General features: G+C 58.6%; 13 protein-coding genes. 12 read left to right on the top strand and 1 reads right to left on the bottom strand.

Going from position 1 to position 15,468, the window contains the following annotated elements; genetic code table 11:
* Nucleotides 1–369 precede the first annotated feature (369 nt).
* From ACLEJW_RS05170 to ACLEJW_RS05210, 9 genes are all read left to right on the top strand, one after another.
* Nucleotides 370–1,326 (top strand): LysR substrate-binding domain-containing protein, encoded by a 957-nt coding sequence (locus tag ACLEJW_RS05170; RefSeq protein ID WP_440777105.1) that lies wholly within the window; start codon nt 370–372, stop codon nt 1,324–1,326.
* Nucleotides 1,327–1,436: 110 nt separating this feature from the next.
* Entirely contained in the window at nt 1,437–2,693 is a 1,257-nt protein-coding gene (locus ACLEJW_RS05175; RefSeq protein WP_440777106.1) for an aromatic ring-hydroxylating oxygenase subunit alpha, read from the top strand.
* A 5-nt stretch (nt 2,694–2,698) separates the two neighbouring features.
* Entirely contained in the window at nt 2,699–3,832 is a 1,134-nt protein-coding gene (locus ACLEJW_RS05180; protein WP_440777107.1) for an FAD-binding oxidoreductase, read from the top strand.
* Nucleotides 3,833–4,013: 181 nt separating this feature from the next.
* Entirely contained in the window at nt 4,014–5,651 is a 1,638-nt protein-coding gene (locus ACLEJW_RS05185) for a BCCT family transporter (RefSeq protein WP_440777108.1), read from the top strand.
* Between the two features lie 200 nt (nt 5,652–5,851).
* On the top strand, nt 5,852–7,171 hold the full coding sequence (locus tag ACLEJW_RS05190) for an NAD(P)/FAD-dependent oxidoreductase (protein WP_440777109.1): 1,320 nt from the start codon (nt 5,852–5,854) through the stop codon (nt 7,169–7,171).
* 9 nt (nt 7,172–7,180) lie between these two features.
* On the top strand, nt 7,181–7,960 hold the full coding sequence (locus ACLEJW_RS05195; protein ID WP_440777110.1) for an NAD(P)-binding domain-containing protein: 780 nt from the start codon (nt 7,181–7,183) through the stop codon (nt 7,958–7,960).
* 204 nt (nt 7,961–8,164) lie between these two features.
* Nucleotides 8,165–9,514 carry an MFS transporter gene (locus ACLEJW_RS05200; protein WP_440777111.1) on the top strand — a complete coding sequence of 450 codons (1,350 nt, stop codon included), beginning with the start codon at nt 8,165–8,167 and terminating at the stop codon, nt 9,512–9,514.
* A 35-nt stretch (nt 9,515–9,549) separates the two neighbouring features.
* A complete protein-coding gene (locus ACLEJW_RS05205; protein WP_440777112.1) occupies nt 9,550–9,900 on the top strand; it encodes a cupin domain-containing protein in 351 nt (116 codons plus the stop codon).
* A 10-nt stretch (nt 9,901–9,910) separates the two neighbouring features.
* Nucleotides 9,911–10,255, top strand: coding sequence for a RidA family protein (locus ACLEJW_RS05210; protein ID WP_440777113.1), 345 nt, complete (start codon nt 9,911–9,913; stop codon nt 10,253–10,255).
* A 62-nt stretch (nt 10,256–10,317) separates the two neighbouring features.
* Here ACLEJW_RS05210 and ACLEJW_RS05215 read toward each other — a convergent pair whose 3' ends face one another.
* On the bottom strand, nt 10,318–11,364 hold the full coding sequence (locus ACLEJW_RS05215) for a GlxA family transcriptional regulator (RefSeq protein ID WP_440777114.1): 1,047 nt from the start codon (nt 11,362–11,364) through the stop codon (nt 10,318–10,320).
* A 206-nt stretch (nt 11,365–11,570) separates the two neighbouring features.
* On the opposite strand from ACLEJW_RS05215, the gene ACLEJW_RS05220 reads away from it, so the two are divergent.
* From ACLEJW_RS05220 to ACLEJW_RS05230, 3 genes are read left to right on the top strand one after another with little or no spacing between them, the layout of a single operon-like run.
* On the top strand, nt 11,571–12,962 hold the full coding sequence (locus ACLEJW_RS05220; protein ID WP_440777115.1) for an NAD(P)/FAD-dependent oxidoreductase: 1,392 nt from the start codon (nt 11,571–11,573) through the stop codon (nt 12,960–12,962).
* A 17-nt stretch (nt 12,963–12,979) separates the two neighbouring features.
* The gene (locus ACLEJW_RS05225) at nt 12,980–13,948 is read left to right on the top strand and encodes an NAD(P)-dependent oxidoreductase (protein WP_440777116.1); all 969 of its coding nucleotides are present in this window, start codon (nt 12,980–12,982) and stop codon (nt 13,946–13,948) included.
* Nucleotides 13,945–15,396, top strand: a complete 1,452-nt coding sequence (locus ACLEJW_RS05230) for an aldehyde dehydrogenase family protein (RefSeq protein ID WP_440777117.1) — start codon at nt 13,945–13,947, stop codon at nt 15,394–15,396. The genes ACLEJW_RS05225 and ACLEJW_RS05230 overlap by 4 nt, the downstream gene beginning before the upstream one ends.
* The last annotated feature ends 72 nt before the right edge of the window (nt 15,397–15,468 follow it).

Genomic DNA, 15,468 nt, shown 5'->3' on the forward strand with positions numbered 1-15,468 from the left:
GAGCACGGGCAGTGATGCACAGAACTTCCGTGATTAAATTACTTAGCTTGCAATCCATTTTCATCTCGACTTAACCACACTTTAGGCCAGACGGCGCGGGCCTCATTGTATGCCTGAGTCAAAAAATATAATTTCCAGGCAGACGCGAAAGAACATGCGAGCAAAGCGCTATGCATAACTTCAGCTCACCCATCCATAACCCGACGCCAAGGTGAAAATTTTTGTAGCGACGCGCTGTATGGCACCTTAATCTGTCCCGCGCACAGTACTAAGCCTAGACGTGTTCGGGTGCGCTGTGTCACTAAGCTATGCCTTGTTTAGCCTTACGTCTTGACCAAGCTCCTTTTCAGCACCTCGCTCGGAACCTGTATGAAAAACCACGAGACGAATAACAATCATAAAGGCTATCGGCGCATCATCCCGTCCATGACTGCCTTGCTACAGTTCGAGGCTGTCGCGCGCCTTAACAGCTTCACGCTAGCCGGAACGGAGCTGGGAGTTTCACAAGCTGCTGTCAGCAAGCAAATCAGGCTTCTGGAAGAAAATGTCGGTACCCAGTTGTTTCAGCGCATGCACCGCAATATCTACCTGACCGAAGCAGGACAGACGCTGTTCGCTATCATTTCGGAGGCGTTGCAGAAAATTGCCAGCGGGTTCGATCAGATCCTGGAAGGTAATGAAAAGGAGGAAATCGTCCTGTCCTCCACCGCGCCCGTGTCCCAGTTCCGGATAATGCCGCGCCTGAATACGCTGGTAGATGCCCTACCCCACGTCAGGCTCAGGCTGTCGACCCAGATGTTTCTGGGGGACCTCAAGGCGCCGGATTTCGACATGGACATCCGTTTCGGCAACGGTCACTGGGATGACGGTGAAGCCATCCTTTTGTTCGAAGAAGAAGTCTTTCCGGTGTGCTCTCCGGCCTGGCTGGCTCGCAACCCCATGCCATCAACCCTTGAAGATCTGACCACCGCTGGGCTGTTGGACGCCGAAGCCACGTCGGAGGGCTGGATCACCTGGCCGGCCTGGTTCAAGGAGCTAGGCGCCAGCTACTCGAAGCTGACCATCAACCTGCGTTGCAGCCTTTACACCGATGCCATTCAAGCTGCTGTCAACGGTTACGGCATCGCACTGGGATGGGGAAGAATGGTCGATCACCTGATTGACAGCGGTGATCTGGTCAAACTTGAACCTTTCGTCGTCAGGCCCAAGAAGTCGTATTATCTCATCGTTCCAAAAGGTCGTCCCGTAACAGCGAACGTGACCGCGGTGGTGCAGTGGCTGCAGAGCAAAGCGGTGCCACCCACCAAGAAAATCGTCACTGAATAACTTAGGGTTATGCAAGCGTAAGAATTGGTGCGTTGACGAGATATGGCGGTGCTCAAATAATTCACTGGCGTTCATGGCGAACTAAAAAATAAGAGCCCGTGAGGATTACAATGAGCACTTCCCCTATCAAAACGCATCGTGAGTTGCTGGACTCGCGCAAGCCTGGTTTCGGTATGCCTGGCGAACTCTATAGTCGCCAGGACGTATTCGAAAAGGATCTTGAAGTCTTCTTCCACAAGCACTGGATTCTGGTTGCCGTTACCGCTGACGTCGCTGAGCCTGGCGATGTTTACACGGTCGATATAGGCAAAGCGTCGATTATCGTCGTGCGTGACGACGACGAGCAGGTCCGTGCGTTCCGCAATGTCTGCCGCCACCGCGGCGCACGCCTTAAAGCAGCCGGCAAGTCGACTGTCGGCATGCTGGTCTGCCCTTACCACCAGTGGACCTATGACCTGGACGGCAGCCTTAAACACGCCAAGCATATGGGCAGCGATTTCGATCCTTCATGCCGCAGCCTGATCCCCGTCAACTGCGAAGTGATCGGCACCCACGTATTCGTTTGCCTGAGCGATACGCCGCCAGAGGACATCAAGGTCCTGGCGGACACCATGCGCCCACGCTTCGAACCGTTTGACCTGACCAAGACCAAGATTGCCTACGAGCTCGATTATGTCGAGAGCGGGAACTGGAAACTGGTGATGGAGAACAATCGCGAATGCTATCACTGCGAAGGCACTCATCCTGAGCTGATCGTTTCCTACCAGTCGGAAGACCTGGGTGTAAGCCTGGAGGAAATGACCGAGGAGCAGCGGGCTTCCTACGATGCCTACCAGATTCGTAAAGCAGGCATCGAAGCCGACTGGGAAAGCGACGGTCTGCTCTATGCCACGGTAGAACACCTGGCAGACGATGCCCCCACCCAATTCCGCACTCAGCGCATGATCATCGCGGGTTCCGGCGAATCGCAAACCCTCGACACCAAGGTGGCGTGCACCAAGCTGCTCGGCAACCTCACCCGCAAAGATCTGGGCGATACCCATATGTGGGGGAACAACGGCTGGACGCATGTGATGAGTGACCACGCCATGATCAGCTGGATCTTCCCGCTGTCGCCGGACAAGACCTTGGTCCGCACCAAGTGGCTGGTTCACCAGGATGCGGTCGAAGGCGTCGATTACGATCTCCAGCGCCTGACCGAAGTGTGGGTCGCTACCACCCAGCAGGACGCAAACCTGGTCGCGATCACGCACAGCGGCACTCAGGATCCAGCATTTGTACCTGGGCCCTACTCTCAATTCACCGAGCCGTATGTTGACCAGTTTGCACGCTGGTACTCCACTCGCCTCGCGGCTCACGGGGTTTAAGGGTGATGGGCATGATCGAAAATATTGCCAGCCTGCGGGCTGATCAGCGCTTCGCCGACACCGATCACTGGGCGACCTTTGGCGTGCAGTGGGCGAGCGGTGAAACCAAGCGAATTGAATGCCTGACCGTCGTGGACGAAACGCACGACGTCAAGACATTCGTGTTCCATTGCCCTGATTATCACGCGCTGGCATACGAACCAGGGCAGTTCCTCACCGTGTCGCCGGTCGTGAACGGCGAAAGCATCTCGCGGTGCTATACCCTGTCGTCGACGCCGACGCGCCCATTCACCTTCAGCATTACGGTGAAGAGGGTACCGGGCGGCATCGTCTCCAACTGGCTGCACGACAACCTGCGTGCCGGTGATGCGCTCGTGGCTTCCGGCCCGGCCGGCATCTTCACGCCCATAGCCGCACCGGCCAGAAAGTTGCTCTACCTCTCGGCGGGCTCGGGGGTAACGCCGGTGATGGCCATGACTCGCGCCGCTGCGGATCTGCACGCCGACCTGGATATCGTGTTCGTGCACAGCGCCCGCACCCCGAAAGACATCATTTTCCGCGATGAGTTGTCGCGCCTCGAACGCTCCATGCCGCGCCTGAAGACCTTCTTCTTCTGCGAGAGCAATGGGGACGAACCGGACTGGCAGGGGCCAACGGGCCGGTTGTCTGTCGAGCAGCTTCAACAGCTGGTCCCGGACTTCCTCGAGCGGGAAGTCTTCACCTGCGGCCCGAAAGGCTACATGGACGCGGTCAAGGCCCTGCTGCAGACCGGCGGCTTCGACATGAGTCACTACCATCAGGAAAGCTTCGACATCAACGCCGAAGTCGTGGTTGAAGTTGAAGCAGCTGCGTCGATCGAAGCAGCGCTTGGGACGGACACCTTTACGGTGCGCCTGGCACGGTCAGGCAAGGAATTCACCATGACCGCCGACCAGACCGTACTCGCTGCTGCAAAAAAAGCGGGCGCAGTGGTGCCGTCGTCTTGCAGTCAGGGCGTATGCGGCACATGCAAGACCGCCGTCTTGGAAGGCACCGTGGAAATGCACCACAACGGTGGCATCCGCCAACGCGAGATTGATAAGGGCCTGCGGTTGCTCTGCTGCAGCCGGCCGACCTCTAACCTGGTTGTCGACCTCTGACTCCGAGCGGATGCCCTACTCCCATGCAGAGGCGCCCTGGAGACCCTGAGCATCACCCTTCCAGGTGAATACCTGGTTTTGGCTGGTTCGCGGCTAGCGCCGCGCGCCAGCTTTTTTCGTTACGTTTCGATCAGTATGCCGAGCTGATTTAAAGCTTTCAAAAATAAAAAGGATATAGCCGATGCGTGCAAAGCAAGGCCTTTTAAAAGGCCTGAACCCCACCGTGACCGTTTGCTCACTTGCCCTGGTCATGGCCTTCGTCATTTTCTGCGGCATCTATGGAGAATCAGCCACAGGCGTTTTCAAACTCGCCTCGGACGCCATTCTCGACAACTTCAAATGGTTCTATATCTCCTTGGTCAGCGGCGTCTTGCTGGTGCTAGCGGTGTTGGCCATGAGCCGATACGGCACCCTGCGCCTCGGGCGGCCTGACGAAAAACCCGAATATAGCTTCGCGGCATGGATCTCCATGTTGTTCAGCGCCGGCATGGGCGTGGGCCTGATCTTCTGGTCGGTCGCCGAACCTGTGCTGCATTACGCCAGCAACCCATTCACGCCAGGCTTCACGGACGAGTCCGCCAGCATGGCAATGCGCATCACCATGCTGCACTGGGGTCTGCACCCGTGGTCGATCTTAACCATCATCGGTCTGGGCCTGGCCTATTTTGCCTATCGCGAAGGCCTGCCCCTGGCGCTGCGCTCGATTCTCTATCCGCTGATCGGAAACCGGATCTACGGCCCGATTGGTCACACGGTCGATATCGTCGGCGCGGTCGTCACAGCTTTCGGCGTTTCCCAAGCACTGGGCCTCGGTGTCGAGCAGATCAACATGGGGCTGCACCACGTCTTCGGGTTCCCCGTCAGCCTGAGCTTCAAGCTGTCGATCATCGTCGTGGTGACGATCATTGCATCCATATCGCTTCTTGCCGGTGTGTCCAAGGGGATGAAACGCCTCTGCACACTGAACATGTGGATCTCTCTGGGGCTGGTGGCCGTGGTGCTGGCGTTGGGGCCAACCAACTTCATCATGAACCTGTTGTTCGAAACCACCGGGGATTATCTGCAGAACATCGTGGGCATGAGTTTCTGGACCGACGCTCAGGCGGGTGGCGAATGGCAGAAGACCTGGACCGCGTTCTACTGGCCATGGTGGATGACCTGGGGCCCCTTCGTGGGGCTGTTCATCGCCAAGATTTCTCGAGGCCGGACCGTCAGAGAACTGGTTTTCGGCGCGCTACTGGTACCCACCATGGTCACGCTGATCTGGATGTCGGTATTCGGGGGCACCGCCCTGAAAGACGAACAGCAGGCGCGCCATGCCTACGCCAACCTGCCAGTGACGGAGCAGTCTGCAGCCGCTGCGTTCAAAGGCGGCCCGATCCTTGAAGAAACCCGACGCGAAACCACTACTGCCATGTTCACCTTCCTGGGAAGACTGGACGGTCCGACCGTGGGCGGCATCCTGAGCCTGATTGTATGCCTGCTACTAGCCGTGCACTTCGTTACTGCAGCCGATGCCGGGACGCAGGTGATAACGACGCTCAACTCGTCCGGGTCGCTGCACCCGCCAAAGTGGATACGCATCCTGTGGTGCGTACTGGAAGGGGCAATCGCGGGGAGCCTGATCATCGCGGGCGGGCTTCTGGCCATTCAAATGGCCAGTATCGTGGTCGGCCTGCCGATCGCTGTGTACATGCTGCTTACCGCCTACACGCTTTGCCGCAGCCTGCTATCGAACAAGGATGTCATTGACGCCCCTGCGGTAGTCGAGACTTCCGGCACCAGGGCACCTTCGGCAACAACCATATCGGCCGATTGATCGACGAAATGACCATCGGCTGTTATGGGAATAAAAGCGCACGCCGCGGATTCGATTGGATCTGCGGCGTGCGGTTTTCAGTTTGGAGTCGGTTGCAAAACAGGCGCAGCCAGAACCTTCCATGAGTCGTCCCGGCCGTTATATTTTCACGCGGCGATGGGTGCGATAGTGACTCAAACAACATCTAAAAGTAGATTCGCATGTACAGAAGCACTTCCACCCCTGCGGATGACAATGGCTGTGGCTGGTTCCACCTGAGCCCGGCCCGCACTCCAAAACCTGGTCACAAGGGCCGCAGCTCGGCACGCTGGGTTGTATTGGGTGCAGGCTTCACAGGCCTCGCAGCGGCACGCCAGCTCGCCTTCCATTATCCCGCCGACGAAATCATTCTGATCGAGGCCCAAGTCGTGGGCTTTGGCGCGTCCGGGCGCAACTCCGGCTTCGCCATCGACCTGCCTCATGACATTGGTGCTGCGGACTATATTGGCCCGCTGCCGACTGCCCGGATGAATCTGAAGCTTAATCTGCGGGCGCAGGGCATCCTTGAGCAGTTGATCAAAGCGCACGGCATCGACTGCCAGATAAGACCGGATGGCAAGTATCAAGCTGCCGTTGAAGCCAAGGGGCTTGCGGTGTTGGAGGCATATCGCAGTGGCCTCGAAAAGCTTGACCAACCCTATGAAATGATCGACGCACAAGATCTTCCCGATCATCTGGGTACACCGTTCTACAAAAAAGCGTTGTATACCCCCGGCACCAAACTGCTACAGCCAGCGGCACTGGCCAAAGGGCTCGCAGAGACGCTGCCGGCCAACGTTACCCTCTACGAGGGCACGGTCATCACATCTATCGAACAGGGCGACCGCGTCACGCTGAGGCACGACGCCGGCGAGATCATCGCCGACCAGTTGCTGCTCACCAATAACGCCTTTGCCTCGCACTTCGGTTTCCTGCCGGGCCGCCTGTTGCCTATCTTCACCTACGCGAGCATGACTCGCCCCCTGACGGCAGAGGAACAGCAGCGACTCGGCGGCAAGGAAACCTGGGGCGTGATTCCCGCAGATCCATTCGGTAGCACATTACGTCGTACTCCCGATCAACGCCTGCTTGTGCGCAACAGTTTCAGCTTCAATTCCGATGGTCGTGCCCACCAGCGTTATCTGGATCGTGCCGGGCGCCAGCACAGAGAATCGTTCGAACGACGCTTCCCGATGCTGTCAGGTTTGCCGTTCGAGTACACCTGGGGCGGTTCCATGTGCTTGTCGCGCAACCACATGTCGCACTTCGGCTCACTCGCGCGCAATGTACATGGGGCGCTGTGTTGCAACGGCCTGGGCATCACCCGGGGTACCGTGACCGGCACCTTGCTGGCCAACTGGCTCGCCGGCGAACGCGATGAGCTGATTGATTTCCTGTTGTGTGCCGAAGGGCCGAATCGCAACCCTCCCGAACCGTTTCTGAGCGTTGGCGTCAACTTGAATCTGCGCTGGGGTCAGCACCGCGCGGGAATGGAAAGCTAGGGGGACGACATGCAGAGCCTGGGCATTATCGGTGTAGGTGAGCTGACTGAAAGCATCGTCCGTGGATTGCGCAGAGGCGGGTTTACCGGCGTGATCATGGTGTCTCCGCGAAACACGGAACGCGCCCAGACTCTGGCTGCAGAATGCGCATGCCAGGTTCTGCAAGATAATCAGGCGGTCGTTGATTGCAGCGAAATCGTGGTGCTCGGCGTCCGGCCAGAGCATATCGCAAGCTTGGCAAATAAAGTTCACCTGAAGCCCGGCCAAAAGCTGATTTCGCTTGCGGCAGGCATAAGCCTGAAGCAGCTGCGCACCGCGTTCCCGCAAGCCGACTGCGTACGGGCAATGCTCTCATGCGCAGCCAAGCTCAACCACTCGACGGTGGTCATCTGCCCGCCTGATGCGACGACGGCGAACCTGCTCGAAACGCTGGGCCAGCTGGTGACTTTGCAAGACGAAGATTCGTTCGAGCTTGCAACCGTCGCAGCGTGCATGAACAGCTGGTTTTACTTCTTGCTGCACGATCTTGAGCAATGGTTGAGTGAAAAAGGATTGCCCGCTGACCAGGCACGCGCCCTCGTGCTTGGCAATATCAAGGATTGTGTAGGCTCTGCGGAATCCAACCCCGACAAGAGTCTCCAGTCACTAGGCTGGGCAATTGCCACTCCGGGGACGTTCTCTGCCGAAGGGCTGTCCGTGTTGATGCACCAACCGGTAAGCGCCAACTGGGGAGCGGCCTGTGAAGTTGTACTGGACGCACTTCTTACCCGAACTCGACCACCGCAGTAAAATATCAAAAAGCCCTTTTACTGTTATGACTTGTCCTATGCGTTATATGGCCTGTTAACAATCGATGCCATAGTGACGCACGGCAGGATGCCAAGGTGCGCAAGTCACCCATTGGGCAAGGCGCCTCCCCGCTAGTTATAACCCGCATAGTCGACTCGCCATCGGGCCGGTGACTGTGCGCGCAATAAAAACAAGAGGTAGTAAATGTCAGTTTCAAAACGCTCCGTCGAGGATGCTCCACTCAATGCATTTCACCGCAAACTGGCGGTCTATTCATCGGGGGGGCCGTTTCTTGACGGCTATGTATTAAGCATTATCGGCGTTGCCATGGTGCAGATTTCAGGCGCCCTCTCCCTTACTGCTTTTTGGGAAGGCCTGATTGCAGCATCCGCCTTGATTGGGGTCTTCCTAGGTGGTTTTTTAGGCGGGTGGTTCACTGACAAGTACGGCCGAAAAATCCTGTACCTGGTTGATTTGATCGCCATCGTAGGCTTTTCGGTCGCACAGTTCTGGGTGGAGTCCGCCTGGGCCTTGTTTGCCTGGCGCTTGCTGATCGGTATCGCTGTCGGCGCTGACTACCCGATCGCCACATCCCTGCTGGCCGAGTTCTTGCCCCGCAAGCATCGTGGCCCCTTGCTGGCTGCCATGGTGCTTATGTGGTTCGCAGGCGCCGCAGTCGCCTATCTGGTCGGTGAGCTCTTGCTGCGTGTCATGGGTGATGACGGCTGGCGCTGGGTCTTGGCCAGTGCGGTAGTACCCGGCGCACTATTCCTGATCGCCCGTTCCGGCACCCCGGAGTCGCCACGCTGGCTGCTGAACAAAGGGCGCGCGGCTGAAGCAGATGCGGTGATCAAGAAGGTATACGGGCCCTCGTATTCCATCAGTGATCTGCCAGAAGCGGTAAGCGAAAAGCCAACTTCCGTGTGGTCGCTGTTCCACTCCGGCTATGGCAAGCGCATGGCATTCATCACGCTGTTCTGGACCTGCGCCATTGTTCCACTGTTTGCCATCTATGCGTTTGCCCCCAAAGTCCTACAAGCATTGAAACTGACCGGTGACTGGGCCAGCTACGGCTCCATCGCCATTACGTTCCTATTTACCTTGGGCTGCCTCCTGGCGACCAAGCTGATCAACCGCATGGGCCGGCGCAAGATGCTGATCCACAGCTTCCTGTGGTCAGGCTTGTCCCTCCTGCTGCTTGGCATGTTCCCGGACGCCTCCCCTACCCTCGTACTGATCCTTTTTGGCGGGTATGCGGTCATGATCGGCGGCGCTCAGGTACTGGAATATGTATACCCCAATGAACTCTTCCCGACCGAGATCCGCGCGTCCGCGGTGGGGCTTGCAACATCGCTCTCGCGCATTGGCGCAGCGGTCGGCACTTATCTGGTGCCTATTTCACTCGCGTCGTTGGGCATTGCCAACACCATGTTCGCAGCGGCTGTGATTTCGCTTTTTGGCGCACTCATCTCCTGGTGGCTGGCCCCAGAGACGAGCAAGCTTGACCTGCAGCAGGCTTCTTCACTAACTCACGCCAAAGCAGGCAGTTACTAACCAACCTGAACGACCGAGACACCAAGGAGTACCTGATGACCCAAGTTCTTACCGTTGTACGAAACGCTGCCGAGTCGGCACTGGGTGAAACCTCCCCAGCCAAACTGCCAATCGGCGACATCGTCGCCGTGGCGGCCACCGGCCAGGCACACACCGATGAAGCGGTCGGCGCCAGCATCGGCGTGTGGGAAAGCAGCGTCGGCGTTTTCCGTCGCCATTTGAAGAACCGCGAATTCAGCCACATCGTTAGCGGCTGGTGCACGTTTACCCCAGACGGTGGCGAGCCTGTCGAGCTGCGCGCGGGTGATGCCGTGCTATTCCCAGAGAACTGTGAAGGCATCTGGGACATCCGCGAGCCACTGCGCAAAACCTACGTACTGTTCTAAGGAGGGGGTCATGATCGAAAGGATCAAGCCTGGCGCCCGTGCCAGCCAGATGGTGCTCATAAATGGGCGCCTTGAAACTTCAGGCATCGTCGCCGAAGCGCCCCAAGGCAATATCAGCGAGCAAACGCAATGCGTGCTGGCCCAGCTCGAGTGCTGGCTTTCGGAAGTAGGCGCGAGCAAGAAAAACATCTCGCGCATTCAGATCTGGCTGGCCAACATGGACGACTTCGCCGCCATGAACGCTATCTACGACGCTTGGGTCGGCGACGAGCCGCCGGTACGCGCGTGCGTAGGCGCGCAACTGGCCGCGCCTGAGTACCTCATCGAGATTCAGGCTTTCGGCGAGATGCCGTAACACCGGCCTTTTCGCTCGGAAATCGCCGCAGCCACAGACTGCGGCGTTTTTTTGCGCTGAATTTACAGCTCAGGATCCAGACCGACCCGCTCGTTGCCCCATTCGAAGCGCTCCACCTCGTGCCGACGCTTGCGGAAGCTGTAGGGCGTTTCGCCGTACTGCTTGCGGAACCAGAGTATGAAATGGGAAGCGTCCGAGAAACCGCAGGCCAGCGCAATGGTAGTAATGTTCTGACTAGTATTGACCAACAAGCGCCTGGCGTGATCGAGACGCAGCTTGCGCCAATAGTTGGCGGGAGGTTCTTGCGTATTGGCGACGAACTCACGGTGCAACTGTCGAGGATGCGTACCGACAGCACTGGCAACTGCCTGGATGGTAAGGGATGACCCCAGATTCTCGCGCATGAAAGCGATGGCTCGTTGCACCCGGTCGTTTTGATAGACGCCTTCTTCCGGTCGGGTCGCCTCCTCTTCGTTTCGCTCCTCGACCAATAGGTATTCCAGGCCTTTCTGTGCCCGGATCGCTCCGCAGTGGCGGCGTATCAGGCTGGCTGCCAGGTCAATGGCGGTGCCACCGGGACAGGTGATGATCCCCCGATCATCGACATAGTTCTTGTCGATCACCGCAGTGGACAGCGGGAAGCGCTCCTTGAATTCTTCTCGCAGGGTGAAATGCAGCGCACAGCGCCTGCCATCCAGCAGCCCCGCCTTGCCCAGCACGAAAGAACCGGAGCACAGCGCGATGATTGGAATATTGGCAGCATGCACTTCCCGTAGCGCGTCGAGCAGCCAGTCCGGCGGGTTGCGCGTCTCTCCGAGCAGTCCCCCGGCAATCACGATGTAGTCATACTGGGCCCAGAGGTTCAGGGGCTTGGTCGGTAAGATAGGCATGCCGCAACTGGCCACAATGGGCTGGTCATTCAGCGTCATCCAGTCCCACTGACAAAACACCTGCTGGCTGCGGAAGGACTTGTCCGCCGCGAAGCGCAAGGAATCCACCAGCCCGGCAACGGGTACCAAGGTGAAGTGATTCATCAAGACAAAGCCGACCCTCAACTCTGGCTTGATGGAGGCAGGAACGCTGCTTTGTTCTTCGGATTCCCGGACCACTGCGAATCACCTCGGCGTGTTGGACTGCTCAATTCTAAAGCACCCCTGCGGTCCTACATATCATATCGATCTCAGCTAATGGGAAGTTTAGGACATCCGGTGCGAATAAGCGCAAGCGTACTATCAATTGTCATGAGCGTAATATCTAGGCGGCCGTTTACTGAGCATCATGTTGACAAAAACCAACATGCTCAAAGGCACTCACTATGTACCGTGGATTCTGGTATGCCCAGGCACTCGACCTGGACAGCGATCTGGCCCCTGCTCTGCAGGATGCAATTCAAGCGGATGTCTGCATTGTCGGCGGCGGCTTCCTTGGCCTTTGGTCGGCCATCCGCCTGAAGCAGGCGCACCCGGAAAAAACCATCGTTATCGTCGAGCGCGACCGTTGCGGTTCTGGTGCCAGTGGGCGTAACGGTGGCGTCGCCACGAACTGGTGGGGCAAGTACCTGTCAGTGCGTACCATCTGCGGTGACGTCGAAGCGCGACGTATCTGTGAAGCCGCTGAATCGGCCATCGACGAAATTGGCAGCTTCTGCCAGGAGCACGGTATCGATGCCCAGTACCGTAAAGACGGTTGGTTGTGGACCGCCACCAACCAGCGGCAGATGGGCTCCTGGAAAGTGCTGACCGACGGCCTGCAGAAGCTCGATGTCAATCCGTTCCAGGAATTGGACCGTGAGACCATTCGCGGCCGCGTGGGCTCGCCGCTGGTTCTGGGCGGTATCTACGACCCTAACGCCGCTACCGTGCAGCCCGCCATGCTGGCGCGCGGCCTGCGCCGTGTCGCCCTTAAGCTCGGGGTGAAGATCTTCGAAAAATCGCCATTCACCCACCTTGAGCGCGGCAAGAATCCCGTGGTGCACACGGCTATGGGACGTGTGAAGGCCAACCATGTTGTACTTGCACTCAACGCCTGGGGTGCACAGTTCCCCGAGTTGCGTCGCATGATTGCCATCATGTCCAGCGACATGGTGGCCACCGCGCCGGTCAAAGCCAAGCTCGATGCCATCGGCTTCAGTGGCGGCGAGTGCATGACCGACTCGCGCACCGTGCTCAACTACTGGCGCAACACCCCGGATGGCCGTGTGGTGTTCGGCAAACCACTGGGTCAGTTCGCCTACGCAGGACGCATCGGCAACCTTTACGAAAAACCCTCGCCGGCCGCCGACAAGGTCGCTGCCGAACTGCGCCGCCTGTACCCACAACTGCAGGACGTGCCGGTGGTCAGCAGCTGGACCGGCCCGATCGACCGGGCCATGAAAGGCTTGCCGAACTTCGGTTACCTCGACCATCACGGGACCGTCAGCTACGGCATCGGCTTCTCGGGCAACGGCGTGGCGACGACCGTGTTTGCCAGCCGCATCATCAAGTCGCTGGCGACCCATGCCAACGATGAGTGGGCCAACTGCGGCCTGGTGAACCAGAAAATGAAACTGCTGCCGCCAGAGCCCTTCCGCTTCTTCGGCGCGCACATGGTGCGCGATGCACTGGTGCGTAAAGAGTCCCTGGAAGACCACGACCAGGATGCAGGCTTCATCACGCGGCAGCTGGTTTCCATGGCACCCGCCGGCTATGTCCCTGCCCAGAAGAAATAAGTATCAGGATCAGGATCATGAGTGAACACATCGTTTTCCTCGACGACGACAGCCTTGCCGCGTCGACGCGACTCAAACGCCCTGACTGCGAGCACAGCTGGCAGCAGTTTGCCTATACCCATCCCGACCAGGTGCTTGAGCACCTGAAGGACGCTACCGTGGCGCTGACGTGCAGCGTGCCGCTGCGTGAAGAGCACCTGCGCCAATTGCCAAAACTGAAGATGATTTCCCTGGCACTGACCGGCCGCGACATCGTCGACGTCGATTACTGCGATGCCCACGGCATCGAGGTTTCCAGCGTACCCGGCTATGCCGCGAACACCGTCGCCGAACACAGCATGGCGATGATGCTCGAGCTGTTCCGTCGCCCGGCCGCCTTCAGCCGCCTGATGCGCAAGGTGCATGCCGGGCAGGCCGAGTACAAGAACATCTATTTCGACCACCGCATCCGTGATGTGCGGGGCAAGCAGATGGCGATCATCGGCAGCGGCCCGATCGCTATCCGGCTGGCCGCGCTCGCTCGCGCCTTCGGTATGGAAGTGTTGTTCGAAGACCGTGGCGGAAAACGCCCGGGGCCGGACAACCGCCCGCTGGACAGCCTGCTCAAGAGTTGCGATGTGCTGTCGATCAACGCGCCCTTGACGCCTGAAACCTACAACATGATCGATGCCCAGAAACTTGCGCTCATGAAAAGCGACGCTGTGGTCATCAACACCGGTCGCGGCGGCATCGTCAACGAAGCAGCCCTGATCGATGCCCTGCAAAATGGTCGCCTGGGTGGCGTTGCACTCGACGTGGTTGAAGTTGAACCGCTGCATCCAAGCAACCTGCTGTTCGCACTTATCGATCGCGACGACTTCATTCTCAACCCACACATCGCCTGGAGCAGTGAGGATGCCATGCAGCAGCTAATGGATCGCGCCGTCGACAACATCACTGATTTCGTAGCCCGTCACAATACTCAAACAAGGACTTGCACCGCATGACCATCGCCACCAAAAGCAGCTTCGTCGACGGTGCTTTCGTAGCCCTGGACAGCGGCACCGATATCCTCGAAAACCGCAACCCTTCCAACCCAGGTGAAGTGGTCGAGCGCTTCGTGCGTGCTGACCAGTTGCTGACCGAGCAGGCAATCGCCGCCGCACGGCGCGCCCAGCCGGCATGGGCGCGCAGCAACCCGCAGCAGCGTGCCGATGCATTGGACTTTATCGGCACGGAAATACTTGCACGCCGTGAAGAGCTGGCCACCCTGCTCGCCCGTGAGGAAGGCAAGATCGTTCGCGAAGCGCTGGGTGAAGTCGACCGCGCCGGCCGCTCGTTCAAGTTCTATGCCCAGGAGGCGCTGCGCGCCGAGGGCGAGAAATACCAGTCTGTGCGCCAGGACGTCGGCATCGACGTATTCACTCAACCACTGGGTGTAATTGGCATCATTGCGCCGTGGAACTTCCCGATTGCAATCCCAGCCTGGAAGATCGCGCCAGCACTGTGCTTCGGCAACTGCGTAGTGTTCAAGCCTGCCGAACTGGTTCCATCCTCGGCCTGGGCCTTGGCCGAGATCATCAGCCGCTCGGGTTTGCCTGCTGGCGTGTTCAACATGCTTATCGGTCCAGGTCGCAGCGTAGGCGATACCATCATTCGGTCGCCAGAGGTCGACGGCATCAGCTTCACCGGCTCGGAAAACACCGGTCGCCAGATCGCCAGGCTGGCTGCTGAAGGCATGAAGAAAGTGCAGCTGGAGATGGGCGGCAAGAACCCGCTGATCGTGCTGGACGATGCCGACCTGGAGCAGGCGGTGGATGTGGCGCTCAACGGCTCGTTCTTCAGCACCGGTCAGCGCTGCACGGCCAGCTCTCGCGTTATCGTAACCGAGGGTATTCACGACAAATTCGTAGCGCGCCTGGCCGAGCGTACTCAGGCTCTGAAAGTAGGCGATGCATTGCAAGCCTCTACCGATATCGGCCCAGTGGTGGATGGTCGGCAACTGGAGCAGAACCTGTCCTACGTAGCCAGCGGACGTGAACAGGGTGCCAAGCTGGTTTGTGGCGGAGAGCGCATCGAAAACCAGGCTGGCGCCTACTTCTTCACACCGGCGCTGTTCACCGAGGTGACGCCGGACATGCGCATCTATCGCGAAGAGATCTTCGGGCCGGTGTTGAGCGTATTGAAGGTACGGAATTACGAAGAAGCCTTCGCCGCGGCAGAGGACACCGCTTTCGGACTTTCGGCGGGTATTGTCACCACCTCGCTGCGCCACGCCGAACATTTCAAGCGCAACAGCACGGCAGGCATGGTGATGGTCAACCTGCCAACCGCTGGTGTGGATTACCACGTGCCGTTCGGTGGTAACGGTGCATCAAGCCTGGGCTCTCGCGAGCAAGGCACCCACGCCCGTCAGTTCTTCACTCGCGTCAAGACCACCTACCAGCTGGCCTGACGTCACCGGTTCAAACGCAAGCTGTTCATCGCGAGATCGACGCTGGAGTCGGTCTCGTGAAACCTGCTGTAC

This window comes from Pseudomonas sp. SMSB3, from assembly GCF_052041965.1.
In the GTDB taxonomy this organism is placed as follows: Bacteria; Pseudomonadota; Gammaproteobacteria; order Pseudomonadales; family Pseudomonadaceae; genus Aquipseudomonas.

Bases quoted from the DNA above. Each gene is read 5' to 3' on its own strand.
- ACLEJW_RS05170 (WP_440777105.1), top strand. From the start codon at position 370: ATGAAAAACCACGAGACGAATAACAATCATAAAGGCTATCGGCGCATC.
- ACLEJW_RS05210 (WP_440777113.1), top strand. From the start codon at position 9,911: ATGATCGAAAGGATCAAGCCTGGCGCCCGTGCCAGCCAGATGGTGCTC.
- ACLEJW_RS05180 (WP_440777107.1), top strand. From the start codon at position 2,699: ATGGGCATGATCGAAAATATTGCCAGCCTGCGGGCTGATCAGCGCTTC.
- ACLEJW_RS05230 (WP_440777117.1), top strand. From the start codon at position 13,945: ATGACCATCGCCACCAAAAGCAGCTTCGTCGACGGTGCTTTCGTAGCC.
- ACLEJW_RS05185 (WP_440777108.1), top strand. From the start codon at position 4,014: ATGCGTGCAAAGCAAGGCCTTTTAAAAGGCCTGAACCCCACCGTGACC.
- ACLEJW_RS05190 (WP_440777109.1), top strand. From the start codon at position 5,852: ATGTACAGAAGCACTTCCACCCCTGCGGATGACAATGGCTGTGGCTGG.
- ACLEJW_RS05220 (WP_440777115.1), top strand. From the start codon at position 11,571: ATGTACCGTGGATTCTGGTATGCCCAGGCACTCGACCTGGACAGCGAT.
- ACLEJW_RS05200 (WP_440777111.1), top strand. From the start codon at position 8,165: ATGTCAGTTTCAAAACGCTCCGTCGAGGATGCTCCACTCAATGCATTT.
- ACLEJW_RS05225 (WP_440777116.1), top strand. From the start codon at position 12,980: ATGAGTGAACACATCGTTTTCCTCGACGACGACAGCCTTGCCGCGTCG.
- ACLEJW_RS05175 (WP_440777106.1), top strand. From the start codon at position 1,437: ATGAGCACTTCCCCTATCAAAACGCATCGTGAGTTGCTGGACTCGCGC.
- ACLEJW_RS05195 (WP_440777110.1), top strand. From the start codon at position 7,181: ATGCAGAGCCTGGGCATTATCGGTGTAGGTGAGCTGACTGAAAGCATC.
- ACLEJW_RS05205 (WP_440777112.1), top strand. From the start codon at position 9,550: ATGACCCAAGTTCTTACCGTTGTACGAAACGCTGCCGAGTCGGCACTG.